This is a genomic window from Nocardioides sp. NBC_00850 (assembly GCF_045207335.1).
Lineage (GTDB): Bacteria > Actinomycetota > Actinomycetes > Propionibacteriales > Nocardioidaceae > Nocardioides.
Window position 1 is genome coordinate 5147036 of sequence record NZ_CP108845.1, and the last position, 19604, is coordinate 5166639.

15 protein-coding genes are annotated in these 19604 nt (G+C 70.7%); 4 read left to right on the top strand and 11 right to left on the bottom strand.

Annotated features, from left to right (window positions below; translation table 11 throughout):
- The first annotated feature begins 48 nt into the window (after window positions 1-48).
- Together OH802_RS24970 and OH802_RS24975 are read left to right on the top strand one after the other, a co-directional pair.
- On the top strand, window positions 49-1041 hold the full coding sequence (locus OH802_RS24970; RefSeq protein WP_406023112.1) for a glycosyltransferase family 2 protein: 993 nt from the start codon (window positions 49-51) through the stop codon (window positions 1039-1041).
- Between the two features lie 25 nt (window positions 1042-1066).
- Window positions 1067-2110, top strand: coding sequence for a methyltransferase domain-containing protein (locus OH802_RS24975; protein ID WP_406023114.1), 1044 nt, complete (start codon window positions 1067-1069; stop codon window positions 2108-2110).
- A gap of 148 nt (window positions 2111-2258) precedes the next feature.
- On the opposite strand, the gene OH802_RS24980 is transcribed toward OH802_RS24975, so the two are convergent.
- From OH802_RS24980 to OH802_RS25020, 9 genes are all read right to left on the bottom strand, one after another.
- Window positions 2259-3299 (bottom strand): FUSC family protein, encoded by a 1041-nt coding sequence (locus tag OH802_RS24980; protein ID WP_406023116.1) that lies wholly within the window; start codon window positions 3297-3299, stop codon window positions 2259-2261.
- Window positions 3300-3349: 50 nt separating this feature from the next.
- On the bottom strand, window positions 3350-3970 hold the full coding sequence (locus tag OH802_RS24985) for a maleylpyruvate isomerase family mycothiol-dependent enzyme (protein WP_406023118.1): 621 nt from the start codon (window positions 3968-3970) through the stop codon (window positions 3350-3352).
- Window positions 3971-3990: 20 nt separating this feature from the next.
- Window positions 3991-7146, bottom strand: a complete 3156-nt coding sequence (locus OH802_RS24990; RefSeq protein ID WP_406023120.1) for a glycosyltransferase — start codon at window positions 7144-7146, stop codon at window positions 3991-3993.
- A 118-nt stretch (window positions 7147-7264) separates the two neighbouring features.
- On the bottom strand, window positions 7265-7717 hold the full coding sequence (locus OH802_RS24995) for a thioesterase family protein (protein ID WP_008358262.1): 453 nt from the start codon (window positions 7715-7717) through the stop codon (window positions 7265-7267).
- Between the two features lie 18 nt (window positions 7718-7735).
- Complete coding sequence (locus OH802_RS25000) at window positions 7736-9805, bottom strand: acyltransferase family protein (protein ID WP_406023123.1); 2070 nt, start codon at window positions 9803-9805, stop codon at window positions 7736-7738.
- A complete protein-coding gene (locus tag OH802_RS25005) occupies window positions 9802-11556 on the bottom strand; it encodes a glycosyltransferase family 2 protein (RefSeq protein ID WP_406023125.1) in 1755 nt (584 codons plus the stop codon). Before OH802_RS25005 ends, OH802_RS25000 begins: the two co-directional genes overlap by 4 nt.
- Window positions 11556-12653, bottom strand: a complete 1098-nt coding sequence (locus tag OH802_RS25010) for a glycosyltransferase (RefSeq protein ID WP_406023127.1) — start codon at window positions 12651-12653, stop codon at window positions 11556-11558. Before OH802_RS25010 ends, OH802_RS25005 begins: the two co-directional genes overlap by 1 nt.
- A gap of 267 nt (window positions 12654-12920) precedes the next feature.
- A complete protein-coding gene (locus OH802_RS25015) occupies window positions 12921-13871 on the bottom strand; it encodes an ATP-binding protein (RefSeq protein WP_406023128.1) in 951 nt (316 codons plus the stop codon).
- A gap of 58 nt (window positions 13872-13929) precedes the next feature.
- Entirely contained in the window at window positions 13930-14478 is a 549-nt protein-coding gene (locus tag OH802_RS25020) for a CGNR zinc finger domain-containing protein (RefSeq protein ID WP_406023129.1), read from the bottom strand.
- Between the two features lie 26 nt (window positions 14479-14504).
- Here OH802_RS25020 and OH802_RS25025 point away from each other — a divergent pair, with 26 nt between their 5' ends.
- Complete coding sequence (locus OH802_RS25025) at window positions 14505-14702, top strand: hypothetical protein (RefSeq protein WP_406023130.1); 198 nt, start codon at window positions 14505-14507, stop codon at window positions 14700-14702.
- A gap of 12 nt (window positions 14703-14714) precedes the next feature.
- Here the strand turns inward: OH802_RS25025 and OH802_RS25030 are convergent, their stop codons facing one another.
- Window positions 14715-15188: a quercetin 2,3-dioxygenase gene (locus OH802_RS25030; protein ID WP_406023131.1), complete on the bottom strand. Its 474-nt coding sequence runs from the start codon at window positions 15186-15188 to the stop codon at window positions 14715-14717.
- A 61-nt stretch (window positions 15189-15249) separates the two neighbouring features.
- On the opposite strand from OH802_RS25030, the gene OH802_RS25035 reads away from it, so the two are divergent.
- Window positions 15250-15882, top strand: coding sequence for a TetR/AcrR family transcriptional regulator (locus OH802_RS25035; RefSeq protein ID WP_406023132.1), 633 nt, complete (start codon window positions 15250-15252; stop codon window positions 15880-15882).
- A gap of 58 nt (window positions 15883-15940) precedes the next feature.
- On the opposite strand, the gene smc is transcribed toward OH802_RS25035, so the two are convergent.
- Entirely contained in the window at window positions 15941-19480 is a 3540-nt protein-coding gene (smc, locus tag OH802_RS25040) for a chromosome segregation protein SMC (protein ID WP_406023133.1), read from the bottom strand.
- Between the last annotated feature and the right edge of the window lie 124 nt (window positions 19481-19604).

The following is a 19604-nucleotide window of genomic DNA, read 5'->3' on the forward strand; positions in this document are numbered from 1 at the left end:
CGGCGCGGGATCTCGACAACGTCCACCGGGCCGGTAGTGTTTCACGGCATGAGGATCATCGGGACAATGATGGTCCGGGACGAGGTCGACATCGTCGCCGCGATGATCGAGCACCACCTGGACCAGGGTGTCGACACGTTGATCGTCACGGACAACGCGTCGGTCGACGGCACCACCGAGGTGCTCGAGCGCTACGCCGCCACGGGACGCGTCGAGCTCCACCACGACCCCGTCCACGAGAAGCAGCAGGGCAAGGTCGTCACCTCGATGGCCCGACGTGCCCGCACCCACTTCCGCGCCGACTGGGTCCTCAATCTCGACGCCGACGAGTTCCTGGTGCCCAAGGACAAGGGCCTGACCGTACGCCAGGCGCTTGAGGCCACTCCCCTGTCGCTGAACGCGTTCACCGTCGAGGTCGAGAACCTCGTCGGCCCGCCCGCCTGGACCGGCGGCGGCATCAATCGGCTCCAGTGGCGCGACCGGCGCCCCGACGAGCGCCTCGAGGCGGTCGGGCTCCACGCGCATCCGACGCCCAACGCCGTCCACCGCGGCGAGTCGGACATCAAGGTCGTCCAGGGCAACCACTTCGTCTCGCTGATGAGCAACGGCCAGCCGCCCGACGAGGTCGCTCTCGAGGTGCTCCACCTCCCCTGGCGCTCCTGGGCCCAGCTCGAGCGCAAGGTGATCAACGCCGGCAAGGGCTACGAGGCCAACCCCGACCTGAAGCCGAGCCCGCGCCACCACGGGATGCGCGACTACCAGCGCTACCTCAACGGCACCCTGCAGGACGCCTACCTCGCGCGCACGCCGACGCGGGCCGAGCTCGCCGCCGGCGCCTTCTCCGGGGACTACTCGTTCGACGACTGGCTGACCTACCACCTGCACATCGTGCTCGGCCGCGCGCTCGTCCCCGACCTCATGCGTGACGTGCTCGATCCCGAGAACGACAAGGCCGTGCCCGACGACGAGCACGCCCTCGGCGCCGAGCGCGGCCGGGCCGCACTGGCCGCCGAGCCCTACATCCCACCCCGCAAAAGCTGAATCTCTCTTCTCAGGAGGACCTGTCTTGCCCACCTTCAGGGGCGCCGTACGCCGCGGCCTCGCCGCCGCAGGTCTGCAGACCGTCCGTGCCGCCGATGCCGAGGCCGCGCGCCTGCACGGCCGGATCGACGAGCTCAAGCAGCGCAACCAGAAGCTGCGTACGAAGGTGGAGGGGCTGCAGGGCGACCGAAACCGCACCACCGCGGTGCCGGCCATCCCCGGCCTGGACCGGCTCGAGCTGCGTCGCGAGCAGGTGCTCGCCGGGGTCAAGCCCGACGCCCTGATCCTGGAGATCGGTCCCGCGCACAACGCGATCCTGCCCAAGCGGGACGGCTATGACGTACGCATCGTCGACTATCTCGACCGCGGGGGTCTGGTTCAGCGCTATGCCGGCTTCTCCCAGTACGACCCCGATGACATCGAGGAGGTCGACTACGTCTTCCGGCCGGGAACTCCCTGGTCAGACGTGATCCCGGAACGCTTCGACCTCGTCGTCGCCTCCCACGTCATCGAGCACACCACCTCGATGATCGACTTCCTCAACGAGTGCGAGAAGCTGCTCAACCCCGACGGCGTGCTCGCCCTGGTCATCCCCGACCACCGCTACTGCTTCGACCGGTTCCGCGAGCGCGCCTCGCTCTCGCGGGTCATCGACGCCTCGCTCTACCCGTCGTCGGTGCACACCATGGGCGCGGTCATCGAGGAGCGGCTCAACGCGGCCAAGCACGGTGGCATCACCGCCTGGGGTCCGCGCCACAAGGGCGACTACACCTTCGCCCACGGCCTGGAAGCCGTGAAGGCGAGCGGTGCGGAGGCCCATCGCGGGGAGCGCTACATCGACACCCACAACTGGGTCTGCACCCCCAACCACCTCCGCCTGCTGCTCCAGGACCTCGCCGACCTCGACTTCATCTCGATGCGGGAGACCACCTTCCACGACACCGTCAAGCACGAGTTCTTCATCAACCTCTCCCCCACTGGCGAAGGCACCGGCCTCACCCGCGAGGAGCTGGTCGTCCTGGCCGACGACGAGCGCCGCGTCCTCGATCAGGCAGTCTTCGAGAAGTAGCCGAGCCTGCTGCTGCCGAGTCGGCCCGGATGGCGAAGCGTCACTTAGGACGGCCGACTTGGCACTGCCGTGACGTCTCGGCCGACGTAAGTGACGTTTCGCCCGCCATATGTGACGTCTCGGCCGACGTAAGTGACGTTTCGGCGGGTCAGCGGCGACGGAACTCGCGGAGGGCGAAGGCGGCGGCGAGGCCTACGACGACGCCGAGGAGGGTCTCGGCGAGGCGGGACCAGAGCAGGGCGTCGACGGGCTGCGGGTGGCCGAGCTGGACCATCAGCAGCGAGAGCGGGGTGATGGCGACGAGGGCGAGGCCGTAGTGACGCCCGACGAGCAGCTCGGTGACCGCTTGGAGCGCGGCGACGACCACCGCGACGACGAGGGCGGGAAGCGAGACCGAGAGCAGCACCGCGGCCAGGACCAGGCCGACCAGGGTGCCGACCACACGCTGCAGCCCGCGGGTCGTCTGCGCCAGCAGCCCGGTGACGCCGAACGGCACCGCCGCGGCAACCATCGCCCAGTAGGTGTGGCTGAGCCCGAGCGCGGTGGAGATCGTGCCGGCGACCACGACCGCGACGACGACCGCGGTCGCGTGATCGAGCCGTGCCTCACCACGACTGGCCTCGACCGAGGCTCCGCTTCCGGCCAGCCGCTCCTCGAGCAGACCGAGGAGCACGGCGATCAGGGCCGCGGCGGCCGCCACGCCGACGGCCACCGCGACCCCCGACAGGGTCACCGGAAGCGCGGCACAGGTCGCCACCGCGAAGACCGGGAACATCGGTCCCGGAGGCCGCAGCACGAACCGGTCCGAGAGCATCGACCCGGCCGCGGCCCATACCGCGGCGACGGGGATGACGAGCCAGGCCCGGTGCGGGGAGGTCGCGACGAGCGCGCCGCACAGGACCGCGGCACACATCAGCGCCCCGGCCGCAGCCTGGGTCCGCCAGCGTCCTCGCAGCGGCTGGCGGCCGCCGTAGATCGAGGCGAAGGTGCCGAAACAGGCGTACGCGGCCAGCTCGATGTGTCCGATCCCGGCCAGCGCCACCAGTCCGACGAGCAGCGTCACGCTCGCGCGCCAGGCAGGCGAATGGCTTCCTGGCGCCGGGGAGACCCGGACGGACTCCTGCATCAACCGTTCGAGCCGACTCCGGTCGCTGCCCAACCCGTCTCCCCCATACCGTGATGCCGTCATCGCATCAGCCACCTTACGGCCCCCTGGACGAACCAGATGGTTCGGAGTGCTCAGCCCAGCCGGTGCCGCAGCTCGGGGACCCCGTCCCCCTTCAGGTCCTCGAGCACCTCGCGCCTTCCGGCCATCGCCATGACGAGATCGAGCAGGCGTCCGTGGACCTCAGGCCCGTCGCCGGCCACGAACACGGCGTCGACGGCTCGGAGCCGCAGCCCGTCGACCAGCGACTTGCTGTTGACCGCGAAGTCCTTGGCGGCAAAGAACCTGGCGACCGCCGAGAGCCCTTCGGGGTCGGGGTCGTGCCGGATGCCGAGGGGCCGCCGGATGTCCTCGCCGTGCACGATCATCTCGCCCAGCCCGCCGACGCTCTCCTTCCGCGGCAGCCCGATGGGTCCGATCCCGGCGAACATCTCGAGCGTCTCCTCCGGCGAGGAACCGCGGAACTCCTCGAGCCGCCTGCGGTTGTGTACGTCCGGATCGAACCGCGCCCCGATCATGCTGCGCAGCCAGGCCGGGAACGAGAGTCGTGACGCCGCGCCGAGGTGCGACACGACCTCCTCCGCGTCCCACTCCCCGCAGAGGGTGGCCGAGCGCCACTGCTCGGGTGAGAGCGACCTGAGGTCATCGACCAGCGCGTCCCGTTCGCGCAGCTGGATCACCGACAGCTTCGTCATGCGGACACTCTGACAGGTCGCTAGGGGCGGTCGCGCTTGGCGCGCTCCTCGAGCGCGATGTCGAGGAGGGAGCGGGCGCGGGCGTCGAAGCCGTGGTCGCGGTGGATGCGGGCGGCCTCGGCGCGGATGTGCTCGTCGGTGCCGAAGACGACCGAGGGGTCGGGCATCGAGGACCATTTCACCAGGTCCTCGGGGGTCTCGTAGACCTGCACGGTGTCACCGAAGACGTCGCGGAGGCCGACGACGTCGTCGGAGATGACCCGGGCGCCGGAGGCGACGGCGTCGAAGAGCCGGTTGGAGATGAAGCCGTAGTCGCGCATGTCGGCCCAGTGGTCGTTGAGCACTACTCCGGCGGCCCGGTACTCGGCACCGAGCCGGGTGTTGGACATGAACTGGGCCTTGACGTAGTGGCGCGGGATGTAGGGCTCCCAGCCGTGGCCGTAGACCGACAGCGGCAGCCCCGCCGAGACCGCGTCGTGGATGATCGGGCGCTCGACGTCGCGCGAGGTGCCGACGAAGAGCACCGCGTGACCGGAGTCGGGCAGCGCCCGGTCGGGGTTGAACAGCTCGGGGTCGGTGGCCTGCAGGAGCGGGTCGATGCGGATGCCCCACCGTGCCGACATCCGCTCGGCCCAGATCGGCCCGGCCGCCAGCAGCCGGTCGAACGAGGCCGCCTCGGCACGGGTGACCGCGTCGGGGTGGGAGATCACCCAGCCGATGTTGATCCGGCCATCTGGCGCGGGGAAGTAGCGCGAGAGGCCCCGCAGGGTGACCACGACGTCGTCGTCGAGCGCGCTCGGCCGCTCCCACTCGTAGTGGTGGTCGACGACCGCGGACTGGCCGAGCCTACGCAGCGAGCGGGCCAGCGCACGGGCGAAGTGGGTGTCGCCCCACCGCTCCCCCTCCGGCGCCCCGGGCGCGGAGATCTTGATCGACCAGCGCAGCTGCGGGACGCCCTCGACGACCGAGGTGCGCGGCATCGGGGCGAGGATCGGGCGGGTGGCGGCGTACGTCTTCGCAGGTCCGGTCGGGTTCCCGGCCGCCGCCCGGCCGACGACCTGGTAGCCGCAGGCCGCCCAGGCGGCCACGTCGTCGCGAGGCTCGGTGCGCCCGGCCCAGCGGTCGAGGTAGATCAGCCGGTTGCGCGGGGCGCGGGCGAAGCGACCCTTCGACTTCGACTCGTGGTGGACGACCTCGGCGGAGGTCACGACCCGGAACGAGCCCGGACGCAGCGCGGCGAGCCGGTGGCACAGGTCGACGTCCTCCATGCCGTTGGTGAAGATCGGGTCGAACCCCTCACACGCGACGACGTCGCGGTAGCGCATCACCAGCGCCGCGCCGGTGAGCGCGGAGAACGGGTGGCCGTCGAGACCGGCGGCGTCCTCGGGCGGGTACTCGGCGAGCATGTTGTAGGGCAGCCCGCCGTAGGGCGGGAAGACGACCCCGGCCGACTGCACCGACCCGCTCGGGTAGAGCAGCAGCGGCTGCACCGCGAGCACCTCGGGATCCTCGAGGGCCGAGACCAGCGGCTCCAGCCAGCCGGCCAGCGCCGTGGTGTCGTTGTTGAGGAAGACAACGGTCTCGCCCGTGACGTACGGGATGGCGAGGTTGTTGCCGAGCGCGAAGTTGTGGTTGACCGTGCTGTGGACCACCTTCACCTCGGGGAACCGCAGCGGCAGCGAGTCGAGCACCGCCGAGACGCGGGCCGAGGAGCCGTTGTCCCAGACCACGATCTCGAGCCGCTTCTCCCCCGCGCCGTGCTCCATCACGGCCTCGACCGCACCCACGGTCAGCAGCGAGTCGTCGTAGGTGGGGATGACGACCGAGACCACGTCCGGGTCCGGGGTGCGCGAGCCGAGCGCCGCCCAGTCGATGAAGGTCCGGTTGCGTACGACGTCGTCCCACGACTCGAGGTCGAAGGGGTCGAGCGGGAGCCGGTCCTGGCGCGGACGGCGCGGGTTGATGCCCTGGCGGCGCTCGACGCCAGCCTCGGGCACGACCTCGACCGCTGCCCGGGAGGTCAGCCGCAGCGCGAGGTCGTAGGCCCAGCCGAAGCCGATGTCGTCACGGGGACCACCGACCTCCGCCAGAAGGGGCGCCGAGATCAGAAGTCGCGAGAGCAGGGTCCGCATCAGCGGACCGGGCACGTCGGGTCCGGGCGAGGCCGGAGGTACGTCGACGGCGAACCGCTGCTCCGCCTGCCAGGGACGCTCCAGCACGTCGGCGACCAGCGGCTTCCCGGCCGCCTCGGCCACCGAGACCAGCCGCGCGAGCCGTCCGGGCCTCCAGACATCTCCCCCGGCGACGTACGCGACGAAGTCGCCGCTCGCCTGCGAGAACGCCGCGACCACGCCGGGCTCACCGCGGTCCGGGTCGCCGAGCAACACCCGGGCGCCGGGGGTGACCTCAGGGATGACCTCGGCGACAGACGGGGTCAGGCCGCGGTCGATGACGATGATCTCGGTGCTCACCCCGGCCTGGGCGGCGACGCTGTCCAGCGTCGCGCGGGCGAGCTCGTCGGAGGCGCCCAGATCGACGATGACGGAGACCGTGCCGACCGGCTCACGACCGGCGGGGGCGGCCGAGGCGGCCGGGGCGTGGTTGATGTCCGGCCGCCAGGTCTTCGGGCCGCCCTGCCGGGCCTGCCACTCCGCGCGCCGGTCGCGGATCCAGTCGCGCAGGTCAGGGAACCGGCCGTCGACCTGCTCCATCCAGTCGTTGGCGCGGCGTCCGTTGCGGGCGCCCCGGTCGACGTAGTGACCGATCGCGCCGCCGTAGAAGTTCTCGGTCTTGCGTCGTTCGGTGTAGCCGTCGGTGTCGAAGAGCGGATGCGTCGGCTGCAGCCACAGCTCGGCGCGCAGCCAGTAGAGGAACGGGTCCTGGTCGCCCATCTGCTTGCGCAGCCGCGGGGTCAGCCGCGCGAGGAAGAACTCCGGGTCGAAGAGCGGGCTGGGCTGCACCAGCGGCTTGGCCGGGTCCTGCTCGAGATAGTGCCGGGCGGCCCGTTTGCGGTCGAGACGCTGCCCGACCTGCTCGGCGTACCACTCGTGGTCGAACAGCGGGCAGTCGACGAGCAGACGTACGTCGTCGGCCCGGCTGTAGAGGGGCGAGTCGTTGTAGACCTTGCGAGCAAGGTCTCGCCCCCTGCGCAGTCCGCCACGTGCGATGCGCTTCAACTCTTCGTCCACAGAGGTCCCCCAAGACGCTCTAGATCGTGCTACGGCGGTGGATCAGCCTGTCACAGTGCCGGACAACGGTGAATGGCGCCACGCAAGATTTAGCGAGGCGTCACCGTCAGTTCTGCCGCCACAGCGGCATGACCGCTTCCCGGATCTCATCGGGCATCGGCGTCACCGGACGTGACGGGTCGGTGTTGTCGACGTACACGTGCACGAACCGGCCCTCGGCGGCGGCCTCCTCGCCCGGCCCCTGGAAGAGCCCGATCCGGTAGATGACCGACGAGCTCCCGACCTTGTCGACGACCAGCCCGGCCTCGACCGGCTCGGGGAACCCGATCTCGCGCAGGTAGCGGCACGAGGTCTCCGCTACGATCCCGATCTTCGGCAGCTTCCGCACGTTCACGCCGGTCGTCTCGAACAGATAGGCGTTGACGGCGGTGTCGAAGTACTCGTAATAGGTCGCGTTGTTGAGGTGACCGTACGCGTCGTCGTCGCGCCAACGGGTGGTGATCGTGCGCCAGTGCACGTAGTCGGCGCGGGTCGGGGCCTTGCGGTCAGGAGTGCTCATCGCCGCTGATCTTAGATCCTAGAGCTCGTCCTCGACCGCACGGACCAGATAGGGCGCCAGCGTCATCGAGAAGGTCGCGGTGATGTGGCTCCGGTCGCGATAGGCCTGCACGTGGCCGACCACCAGGGGACACCGGTCCTCGTCGCAGTAGGCCGCAGAGAGGTCTATCAGCGAAGCGCCCGGCCCTGCCAGGCGGACCGCTTCGGCGAGCGGGTCAGAGGTGGCGTACGCCTCCTGGCGGGTCATCTCGCACGCGCCGGCGTCCGCGAGCGTCTCGATCTCGTCGAGGCAGGTCGCCGCCTCGGGGGTGAGGTACGGGTTGTCGGCGAGCGCGATGATCTTCGTGCCCCGCTCGAGGATCGGCTTCCAGGCCTGGGCGAGCTGGTCGGCGACCGGGTTCGGCTCGCCGGCCGCGAGGTTCGGATTGCGGCGTTGGGTGACCAGCACGACGTCGTACGCCCCCTGGTCGAGCTGCTCGATCAACGCCTCGCGGTAGGCGCGGCGCGGGTCACCAGCAGTGGCCGGGAGCAGCCCACCGCCGTTGGCGACCAACGTGTCGACCGACCATCCTGAGCTCTCGGCGACCCGGGTCAGGCCGGGGATCAGCGAAGCGCCGTGCGAGTCACCGACCAGCGCGACCCTGAGCGCATCCGGGTCGTCGGAGCCGAGGTGGCAGACCTCGGGGCGGGCGTCGGCGGCGTACGTCTCGATCTCGGGGAGGTAGCACCGGTAGGCCCGGCCGGTGTCATCCTTGCGGGCGATCGGCGCAGGGAGAAGTACGCCGTCGAGCTCCGGGTTCCGGCACCCCTCCATCAAGGCGGCGGCGCCGAAGCACTCGGTGTCTCCCGATGCGAGCGCCTCAGCCTGGGCGCGACTCTCCTCGACCAGGTTGCGCCCGTGCAGGATCCCGGGGACCGCGACGGCGGCGACCAGGGCCGCTCCGAGCACCCCGAAGAGGAAGGCCCGCGGGGCGGTCTCCAAGATCGGTCCGGTGCGGAACGGCGTCTCCACGAACCGGTAGGTCAGGGCCGCGAGGCCGATGGTGACCAGGAGGATCAGCGGCTCGCGGAGCCAGGTGCCGAGCACGGGGCCGGTCTCGGGGAGCACGACCACGAGCGGCCAGTGCCACAGATAGAGCGAGTAGGAGACCGTCCCGATCCACTGCACGACCGGATGGCCGACGACCCGAAGCCCGAGGCCGCGGGGCGCGCCCGCCCAGATGACCAGCGCGGTGCCGACGACCGGCAGCAGCGCCACCCAGCCCGGGAACGGCAGCGAGTCGTTGAAGAGCAACAGCGCGCCGAGCACCCCGAGCCAGCCGGCCACCGCGAGGTACGGCGCCCAGCGCCCGGGCACGCGCTTGAGGGAGAACGGCAGCACAGCGATGAGACTGCCGACCGCGAACTCCCAGGCGCGCACGTAGGTGACGAAGTAGGAGTCGGCGCCGTCCGTCGCGGTGACATACACCGAGGCCACGAAGCTGACCACGAAGACGGCAAGGAAGACCGCCCGGATCGCCGTCAGCCGCACTTTCGGCCGTCGCCGGGTCAGGAGCGTCGCCGCGACGATCAGCAGCGGCCAGATGAAGTAGAACTGCTCCTCGACCGAGAGCGACCAGTAGTGCTGCGCGGGCGAGGGCGGGTCCTCGGCGGCGAGGTAGTCCACCGCAGCCCAGGACAGCTGCCAGTTCTCCACATAGAACGCGGCCGCGACCGTCTCCCGCAGGAACTGCTGCCACAGGGCCTCCGGCACCAGGACGTACGTCGCCCCCGCACTGCACACGAGCACCAGCAGCGCCGCCGGAAGCAGCCGCCGGATCCGGCGCGCCCAGAAGGCGCCCAGCCGCACCCCGCCCGGCTTGGCGGCCTCTCGCACCAGGTGGGAGGTGATCAGGAAGCCCGAGATGACGAAGAAGACGTCGACGCCGGCGTAACCGCCCCGGATCGCGCCCGGCCACAGGTGGAAGAGCACGACCCCCAGCACCGCGGCCGTACGCAGCGCCTGGATCTCCGGCCGCTTGTCCCGCGCGGGCTGCCCGGCCCGCCCGGGCTGCCCGTCCTTGGCGGGCGCGACGGCGACAGCGGTCACCGGCGCACCCTGCGGACGATCCGGCCGGCGACCCGGCGGGCTTTGCGGACACCCCGTTCGCCGAAGGTCAGCGGGATCTCGATCCCGTGGCGCGGGCGACCGTCGAGCTGGACGATTCGCGCGCGCTCGCCGACCCGCTCGCCGATGACGTCCTCGGGGATGACGACCGGCCCGTCGAACTCGCCCAGCGCGTCGCGACCCTCGAACCGGACCCACCACCGCCCACCCGAGAGGGCGGCGGTCGGCAGCGCCACCTCGAGGTGCCCGGAGGCGAGCTCGGTGGCAGCGTAGTCCAGGACCCGGCGTCGACGGTCGTGAAGGAACACCACCCGGAGCCGCTCGGCGCCCACCATCGTGTGTGCCAGTCGCAGGTGAGCGCGCCCGTCCACGAGCGCGAGCGAGGTTGCGGTCACTGGGTCGGTCGCGCCCGAGACGACATGGCGCAGCAGCTCCGGGCCCTCGTCGAGAGCTGCCAAGATCCGGTCGAGCCGCCAACCCGTGGCCCCGTCAGCGTCGCCGGCCTCGACTACCTCGACTGCCGCGGCTGCCTCCGCGACCACCGTGAACAGGTCGCGGTGCTTGAGCACGAGGTCGGCAAGGTCGTCCCCGACGAGCGTCTCGTCGCCCAGCGAGATCGTCGCGATGGCGTTGACGAGCGGCCGCTGGAGCGTACGCAGCGGCACCACGCCGCTGTCCGCGACCAGCTGCAGCGTCTCCAGGATGTCGGCGACCGTCCGGTCGCCCCAGCGGACGTCCTCGCCGATCAGGCGGGCGGCGGTCGCCCACTGGCCCGACTCGACCAGGCGCCAGCCCCACCGCTTGTCGCGCTCGAGGTCGTCGACGACACCGTCGTCGAAGAGCTCGACCAGCTCGGCGATCAGCGCCCGCGCCGGATCCAGCGCCACCGGGTCGATCACGGACATGCCCCGCAGCGCGCGAACGATCGCCATCCAGCCGTCGGCGTCGAAGATCAGCGAGGCGTACTCCGCGAGCACCTTCGGGTCGCCGAGCGCAACGATCCGGCGGGCACAGCGCAGCTCCTGCTCGAGATAGCTGATGATCCCGGCCGGCGAGTGCGACTTCGCCGTCATCGATCCCGGTCCGGGCCGGTCGCGGTAGACGTAGACCGTCTCGGTGACGATGTCGAAGCGGGCCCTGGTCAGCGCGTGCACCATCGGCTCGATGTCGTTGGAGCGCGAGGCGTCGGGGAACGAGATCTGGGCGGCATCCCAGAAGTCGCGCCGGAAGACCCGGTTCCAGCAGGCCCGGTTGCGCAGGGCCGACGGCGCGTCGGCCAGCGTGACCAGGGTGCGCTCCTCGTCGAACGCCGGCCATGCCCGCACCGGCCACCAGACCCGGTCGCTGAACAGCTTGAAGAACCGGCCGACGACCATGTCCGAGCCGGTCTCCCGCGTCTTGCGCAGCATCGCGGCGTACGCCCCGCGGGGCACCAGATCGTCGCCGTCCGCGAACGCGAGGAAGCGGCCGCGCGCCAGCGAGACACCGTGGTTGCGCGCCTGTCCCCCACCCTTCCCTGGCGAGCGGACCACCGTCAGGCGGGGGTCGCGGGCGGCGTACGCCTCGGCGATCTCGAACGTCTCGTCGGTCGAGCTGTCGTCGACGACGATGACCTCCAGGTCCACCGGATCGGCAGGCGTGGACTGGTCCTCGAGGATGGAGGAGAGCAGCTCGCCGACCCACAGGCCGACATCGTGCGTCGGGACGACGACGGAGAGCTCAGGGGTGGCCATCAGGCTGCACCCTCCAGATCGCCGGCCAGATCGCTTGCCAGCCCGTCAAGCAGCCGCAGGTAGTCGCGCGACATGTCATAGGGCGTGTACGCACGTGTGAACTCCCGAGCGGCCTGATGCCGCGACTTCTGCCCGTCCAGGGCCTCCAGGATCGCCGCCGCCAGCGCCACCGGCTCATCGGGCTCCGGCGCGTACGTCACCACCCACGGCTCGTCAGCGAACTGCCGCGCGACCGGGGTGCCCTCGGGGATGAGGGCGGTGCGGCCGAAGGTGCCGGCGGCTAGCAGCGAGCCGGAATTGAGGATGCGGCGGTAGGGCAGCGCCACGACGTCGCTGGCCCGCATCCAGTCGGAGAAGTCTGCGGCCTCGACGAACCCGAGCCGCTTGACGATGTTGGGCGCCGAGAGCATCTCCTCGACCGTCTCCACGTCGGAGGCGGGCACCACCTTGCCGGCCACGACGAAGGTCAGGTCGGGCACCTGCTCGGCAGCGATCTCCACCGCTCGGCAGAGCACGTCGAGGCCCTTGTACGCCCGGATCTGACCGATGAAGCCGACCGTCGGCACCCCCTGCGGGACCCCGATGCGCTCGCGCGAGGCGGCGTCGTCACCACCGTCGGGGTAGACACCGAGGTAGGACGAGTGCGGCAGGTCGACCACCTTGTCCGGCGGGAGCGCGTAGTAGGCCGCGGTCTCCTCGATGGTCGCCGGGTTGAGCCGGATGATCCGGGTCGCGTAGCTCGCCAGTGCCTTGGCGACGGCCAGTTCGACATCGACGTAGTCGGCCTCGTGGGCGATCGAGTTGTGCACCGTCCACAGCACGTCGGCGCCACGGTCACGCAGGCCGCTCAGCACGTCCTCGAACCGGGCCGCGTTGGCCCAGGCCTCCTCGACGCTCTCGCAGCCGGCCGTCACAGGCGAGGTCCAGTGGACGTGAAGCACGTCTCCCCGCCCCATGTGCTCCGCGCGCGCCTCTAGCCGGCGTAGACCTCGTATGCCGTCCGTGACGTCCCAGCCCGCGGCTCGCGGCGCCACGGTGAGCATGGTCAGGTACGGGTTGCTCGCGTAATGGGGGAACGACAGCAGGGTCGAAGGCATGTGGGGGGTCCTCGAAGGTTTCTCGTTATGACGTGACGCTCCCCCGGACGGACGTCAACATGACGAGACGGGTCTCGCCGGAGCCACCAATCAGCCGGCGGCTGAGGAATTCTAGACGGCTCAAGAGGACCGCCTTTACCAATCAGCGCCATTGCTAGCGCGCGTTGACCTTTTGTTCATTGAACGTTCACGAGACATACGCGTTCATATCGCCGAGGACCTGGTCTGATGCCACATCGAAGTACCAGTCAGGCGTCAACCGCTATATCACCCAGCGCCGTCTCTCGCCTTGACCCAGTCGTCGTACGGCACCGGGTCGGCGTCGTTCTCCGCCTGGCCGACGATGCTGTCGGTGAACCAGGTCCGTAGCGACACCATCTCCGGAGTGGAGCGCAGGGTGAGCAGCTGGTGGGTCTCGCTGAGCTCGTCGGCCAGGTTGTCCGCGGCCAGCAGCTCACGCAGCATGGGAGCCATCTCACGGGGAAGGGTCATCTCGATGTCGACGTACTCCAGCCCCGCCGCGGCTGCGTCCAGGGCGGTACGACGCCCCAGGTGGCGCGCGAAGGCCGGTCGAGTCACCAGCCGCTCGATGAGCTCGCCGAGCTCGCGCGGCGGGGTCGGGCCGTCCTCGGAGTCGATGAGCTGGAGCTCACGGACCAGATCGTCGAGGCGCTGGTCGATCTGGAGCCCCAGCTGCACCGGACAGGCGGGAAGCCGAACCGTGACCCAGTCCGCGGGAAGGGCGGCCGGCTCCGGCATCGCCTGCTCGCCGTACTCCACCATGGGAGGTCGTACGTCGTGCTCGACGCCGTCGCCGGCGAGCTCGGCCCAGATGCGTCGCCCGTCGACACGCTCCTCGATCCCCCACGACTTCGCCAGCACCGACACGATCACCAACCCGCGCCCGGTGGTGCCCTGACTCTCGACAGGAGGCGGGGCCACTGCAGGAAGCGGGACCAGCGCGCCGTCGTCCTCGACGCTGAGCCGTACGCCCGGCTCGAGGTCACGCAGTCGGACCTGCATGTAGGGGCTGCCGCTGTGCAGGGCAGAGTTCGCGGCCATCTCGGTGACACACAAGGCGGCATCGTCGACGAGATGCCCGCGGCCCCACTCCACCAGCCCGTCCGTGACGAATCTGCGCGCACCAGGCACGCTCGCCGCCTCCGCCGCAAGACGCATCCGCAGCTCAGGACGGCCTCCGTCGGACGCGGACTTCATGGGGTCAGTGTGCCTCCCGCCGGCCCCAGCCGTCAGCGACTCGACCTGACGGCTCCGATCAGTGAGCGGCCAGCGAGCGCCGGGCGCGGTGCCGGCGGACCGCGGCGCGGTTGGCGCAGCGGACCGAGCAGTAGCGCTGTCGTCCGTTGCGGGTCACGTCCACGACCACCGCGGCGCATGGGTCCCCCTCTGCTTCGCCGGCAGCGCACCGGCTCAGCCGATGGATGCCCCGAGTGGTCAGGTGCAGCGCCGTGCCCACGCTGATCACCGCTCGCAGCACGTCGGGAAGGGAATCGTTGGTGTCATCGCGGTAGTGGATGTGCCACCCTTCACGCCCGTGGTCGGTCAGCCGCGGATACGCGGTCGCCTGCGCCATCAGCTCGTTCAGCAACCGCGCCCTCTCCCCCGGCTCCGACGCATCGACGACGCGAAGCCACTCATCGATCACCTGCCGAGTGCGCGCGTGGTCGTCTGGAGACTCGGCGAAGTCCATCGTCATCCCGAACTGCCGGGTCCGGGCCTCGATGCTGACCCGGTCCGCAGGCCAATCGTCGGCGAGCGAGGCGGCCAGGAGCACGGCGTACTCGCCGTAAGGGTTGAGATGCATAAGACCATTACAGCAGAGTGGCGACCATGACCGGCAGCGCAACAGAGGAGTCCCGGCGTGCGGACGCCACCCACGACCACGGCTGGCTCACCGAGTCCAGCCATCAGACCTCAGAGGGCCGAGTCGTCTACGTGCGCTGCGCACTCTGCGGCGTACGTCGCGTCGACCTCCAGCCTCATCCGCTCCTACCGCCGCGGGCGCTGAGCCGCGAGCAGGGGCGGTAGGCGGGGCGTCAGTCAGAACGGCGGAGGGCCGAGGATCTCGATCGCACCCGTAGCAGCAGCTGCCGCGCGGACCCGCCCGAAGTCCGGCATCGGCTGGTCGCCAGGGCCGGCCGGCTCGCTCGCGTGCCGGTAGAACGCTTCCCCTCGGCCCGGCGTCTGGAGGCAGAGCATCCGTGCCGTCGGCGTCACCACCATGAACGCGTGAGGCACGCCGCGCGGGATGATCGCGATACCGCCCGCCGCGAGCCGCTGCTCCTCGCCGGCGATGTACAGCCGAACCTCGCCCTCGAGCATGTAGAACGTCTCGTCCGCCTCGGGATGTTGGTGCAGCGGAGTCGTCTTGCCCTCATCCAGCGCGTCCTCGAAGAGCAGGTACGCGCCGCCGGTCTCCTCCTCGGTGGCCAGCCAGGTGTGTACCCCGCCGCCGCAGAACCAGCGACGCTCACCCTGCCCGTCCGCTCGCACGGTTGTCTCTCGCGTCTCCATGGCGACCTGCCTTCATTATGGGACTTGAGTCCCATAATGACACTAAGGTACCGTGATGCCCATGTCAATGCCGTACGTGCGTACCGGCCGAACCAGACAGAAGCAGCGGACCCGCGATGCCTTGGTGGCTGCCGCGCGGGACCTCGTCGCCCAAGGTGGTGCCGCACCGACGGTCGAGGCTGCCGCGGAGGCCGCGTCCGTCTCACGCACGACCGCCTATCGCTACTTCCCCACCCAGAAGGCCCTGTTGGTCGCAGCGCACCCTGAAACCACCGCCACCACCCTGGTCCCACACAACGCCGGTGATGATCCGGAGGCGCGTCTCCTGGGTGCCGTCGCGGCCTTCATCGAGATCGTCGTCGACACCGAGCACCAGCAGCGGACGATGCTGCGGCTCTCGCTCGATCCGGAGACCTCGAGCGAATCCCTGCCTCTACGTCAGGGCCGGGCCATCGCCTGGTTCGAGGAGGCCCTGGAGCCGTTGCGCCCACGACTCACCGACACCGAGATCCATCTCCTGGCGTTGGCCGTCCGCAGTGCTGTCGGCATCGAGTCACTCGTCTGGCTCACCGACGTCGCCGGGCTCACCCGGAAGGAAGCCGCCGATCGGATGCTCTGGTCAGCGCGGGCGCTACGTCTCCAAGCGCTCGCGGACGCCGACCGGATCGCCGCCCTCAACGACAGCGATCAGTGACGCAGCAGGTTGAGGTGAGCCAGTCGGGTGGTTCGTGCTCGTCGGCAAGCCACGCGGATCAGGCAGGCTGGGCGTCGCGGAGGCGCTGCGAGATGACGGTGGTGACACCGTCGCCGCGCATGGTGACGCCGTAGAGGGCGTCGCCGACCTCCATCGTGCGCTTCTGGTGGGTGATGACGAGCAACTGCGAGGACTCGCGCAGCTCCTCGTAGATCTCCAGGAGCCGGCCGAGGTTGGTGTCGTCGAGCGCGGCCTCGACCTCGTCGAGGATGTAGAAGGGCGAGGGGCGCGCCTTGAAGAGCGAGACCAGGAAGGCTACGGCCACCAAGGACCGCTCGCCGCCGGAGAGCAGCGAGAGCCGCTTGACCTTCTTGCCCGGCGGGCGCGCCTCGACCTCGATGCCGGTGGTGAGCATGTTGTCCGGGTCGGTGAGCACGAGCCTGCCCTCACCGCCCGGGAAGAGCCGCGCGAAGACGTGGTCGAAGGCGACGCGTACGTCCTCCCAGGCCTCGGTGAAGACCTGCTCGACGCGGTTGTCGACCTCCTTGACGATGTCGAGAAGGTCCTTGCGGGTCTGCTTGAGGTCCTCGAGCTGCTCGGTGAGGAACTTGTGACGCTCCTCCATGGCCGCGAACTCCTCGAGGGCAAGCGGGTTGACCTTGCCCAGCGCGCGCAGGTTCTTCTCGGCGATCTTGAGCCGCTTGGCCTGCTCGGCACGGACGTAGGCGATCGGCTCGCGCTCGTTGCCGTCCTCGTCGGGGTGCTGCGGGACCAGCTGGTCAGGGCCGTAGTCCTTCACGATCGCCTCGGGGTCGAGGCCGAGCTCCTCGAGGATCCGCTCCTCGAGCTGCTCGATCCGCATCCGCTGCTGGGCGCGGGCCATCTCGTCGCGGTGGACCGAGTTGACCAGCTCCTCGAGCTCCTTGCCGAGGTTGCGCAGCAGCGAGCGGCACTCGCGCAGCGCCTGCTCGCGCCCAGCGCGGGACTCCTCGATCTCGGTGCGGGCGCGGGCGGCCTGCTGCACCGAGACCTCCAGACGGTCCAGTGCGTACGCCACCGCGGTGCCGACCGCTCGCGCGGCCTCGCCCTCGCGGCGCATCTGCTCACGGCGGGCGGCCGCCTTGGCGCGCTGCTCGCGCTCCTGACGGGCCGCGCGGAGCAGACCGTCGGCACGGCCGGCCAGCGCGCGGGCGCGTTCCTCGGAGGTACGCAGCGCCAACCGCGCGTCCATCTCACGCTGTCGTGCGTCGCGGGCGGCCTGGGCCAGCTCCTCGCGGGCGCTGAGGTCGGGCTCGTCCTCGGGGTCCTCCTCGGCCATCGCGAGGCGTTCCTCGAGCTCGGCGAGCCCGGCGACGGCGTTCTCGCGCGCCTCCTGTGCCTGCTCGACGGCGGCCAGCAGCCGCTCGGCCTCGCCGCGAGCCGCACGCGACTGCGCCCCGAACTGGCCGAGCTCCTCGGCGACGGCGGCCAGGGTCGCGTCGGACTCGTGCAGCTTGGCCAGGGCGACGTCGACCCGCTTCTGCGCGGCCAGCCGCTCGGCCTCGAGCCGGGAGGTCTCGAAGGTGGCGCGCTCGGAGACCGCGTGGGCGTCGGCGAGCTGGGCGGTGGCCTCGTCGACCGCGGCCTGCACCTCGATCAGGCTGGGTACGCTGGAGGAGCCGCCGGAGGCGAAGTGGGCGCCGATCAGGTCGCCCTCGCGGGTGACCGCGGTGACGTCGGGGTCAGCCGCCGCGAGCGCCCGGGCCGTGGCGAGGTCCTCGACCACCGCGACCTTGTCGAGCAGCCGCGCCACCGCGGGCCGCAGCACCGGCTGGCACTCGACCACGTCCAGCGCGTACTCGGCGCCGGCAGGCAGCGCCGGCCAGCCGCCGGTCTCCTCGGGGGAGCCGCCCAGGAGAAGCCCGGCGCGGCCGAGATCCTCGGTCTTGAGGTGCTCGATCGCGCCGACGGCACGCTCGGCGGACTCGACGACGACCGCGTCCGACGCGGTCCCGAGCGCCGCCGCGATCGCGGCCTCGTAGCCGGAGCGGACCGCCAGCAGCGAGGCGACCGACCCCAGCACTCCCGGAAGGTCGGAGCCGAGCAGCGCGCCGGCGCCGTCCTTGCGGTTCAGACCCATCTCCAGGGCGTCCTTGCGGGCGGCCAACGTCGAACGGTCCCGGTCGGCCTGCGACGCCTCGGCCTGCAGCTTGGCGAGTCGCTCCTCGATGTCCTCGAGCGCGGCGGCGGCGGCCTCGTGCTCGGCGTCGAGGCCCTCCTCCCCCGCGTCCAGCCCGGCGACCTTGGTCTCCAGGGCGGTGAAGTCGCGCTGGGCCCGCTCGGCGCGCGCCAGCGCCTCCTCGCGAGCGGCGGTCAGCCGCCCGACCTCGTCATCGGCGGCAGCGGCCCGCGACTTGAGCGCGTTGACCTGACCGGTCAACCGGGCCAGCCCCTCGCGACGGTCGGCGGCGGCGCGCTCGAGCCCCTTGACCCGGCGCTCCTCCTCGGCCGCGGCATCCTCCGCTTCCTTACGAGACTCGACGGCCTCCTCGAGGGAGTAGCGAAGCTCCTCGACCTCGGCGTCTGCGGTCTCCTCCTGCTCGCGCGCCACCTCGGCCTGGGCCTCGAGCTCCTCAGGGTCACGCCCCTGGCGCACCTCCAGGTCCTCGGAGCCGGCCGCGTTGCGCACCCGCTCGGAGGCCAGCGACTGCGTGCCTCGCAGCCGCTCGCGCAGCGAGTTCAGCGCGAACCAGGTCTCCTGCGCGGCTGCCAGCGCCGGCAGGTCCTCGCGCAGCGCGGCCTCGAGGACCGCCTCCTGCTCGCGGCCCTCCGCGATGGTCTCCTCGACCTCGGCCCTCCGGGCCAACAGCGCGCCCTCGTCGGCGAGCTCCTTGTCGAGCTCGGTCTTCGCGGTGACCAGGTCGTCGGCGTAGATGCGGGCCTTGGCGTCGCGTACGTCCATCTGCACCGTCTGCGCCTGGCGGGCGACCTCCGCCTGGCGGCCGAGCGGCTTGAGCTGGCGGCGGATCTCGACGAGCAGGTCCTGGAGGCGGTCCAGGTTGACCTGCGTGGAGTCGAGCTTGCGCAGCGCCTTCTCCTTGCGCTTGCGGTGCTTGAGGACGCCGGCGGCCTCCTCGATGAAGCCGCGGCGGTCCTCCGGGGTCGCGCGCAGGATCGTGTCGAGCTGGCCCTGGCCGACGATGACGTGCATCTCGCGGCCGATACCGGAGTCCGACAGGAGGTCCTGGACATCGAGCAGCCGGCACGGACTGCCGTTGATGGCGTACTCCGAGCCGCCGTTGCGGAACATCGTGCGCGAGATGGTGACCTCGGCGTACTCGATCGGCAGCGCGCCGTCGGTGTTGTCGATCGTCAACGAGACCTCGGCGCGGCCCAGAGGGGCGCGCCCGGCCGTGCCGGCGAAGATGACGTCCTCCATCTTTCCGCCGCGCAGGCTCTTGGCACCCTGCTCACCCATGACCCAGGCGAGCGCGTCGACGACGTTGGACTTGCCCGAGCCGTTGGGGCCGACGATGCAGGTGATCCCCGGTTCGAGCTCGAGGGTCGTCGCGGAGGCGAACGACTTGAAACCCTTCAGCGTCAGACGCTTGAGGTACATCGGCTTCTCCCCCGGCTCAGGACCACGTGGTCGTACACAGTTCGCAACACATCAGCGTGGCTGAGGTGAGCCAGCAAATCTAATCGCCGCTGCTCAGGGGAACCCCAGCGGGTCGAGGATAACC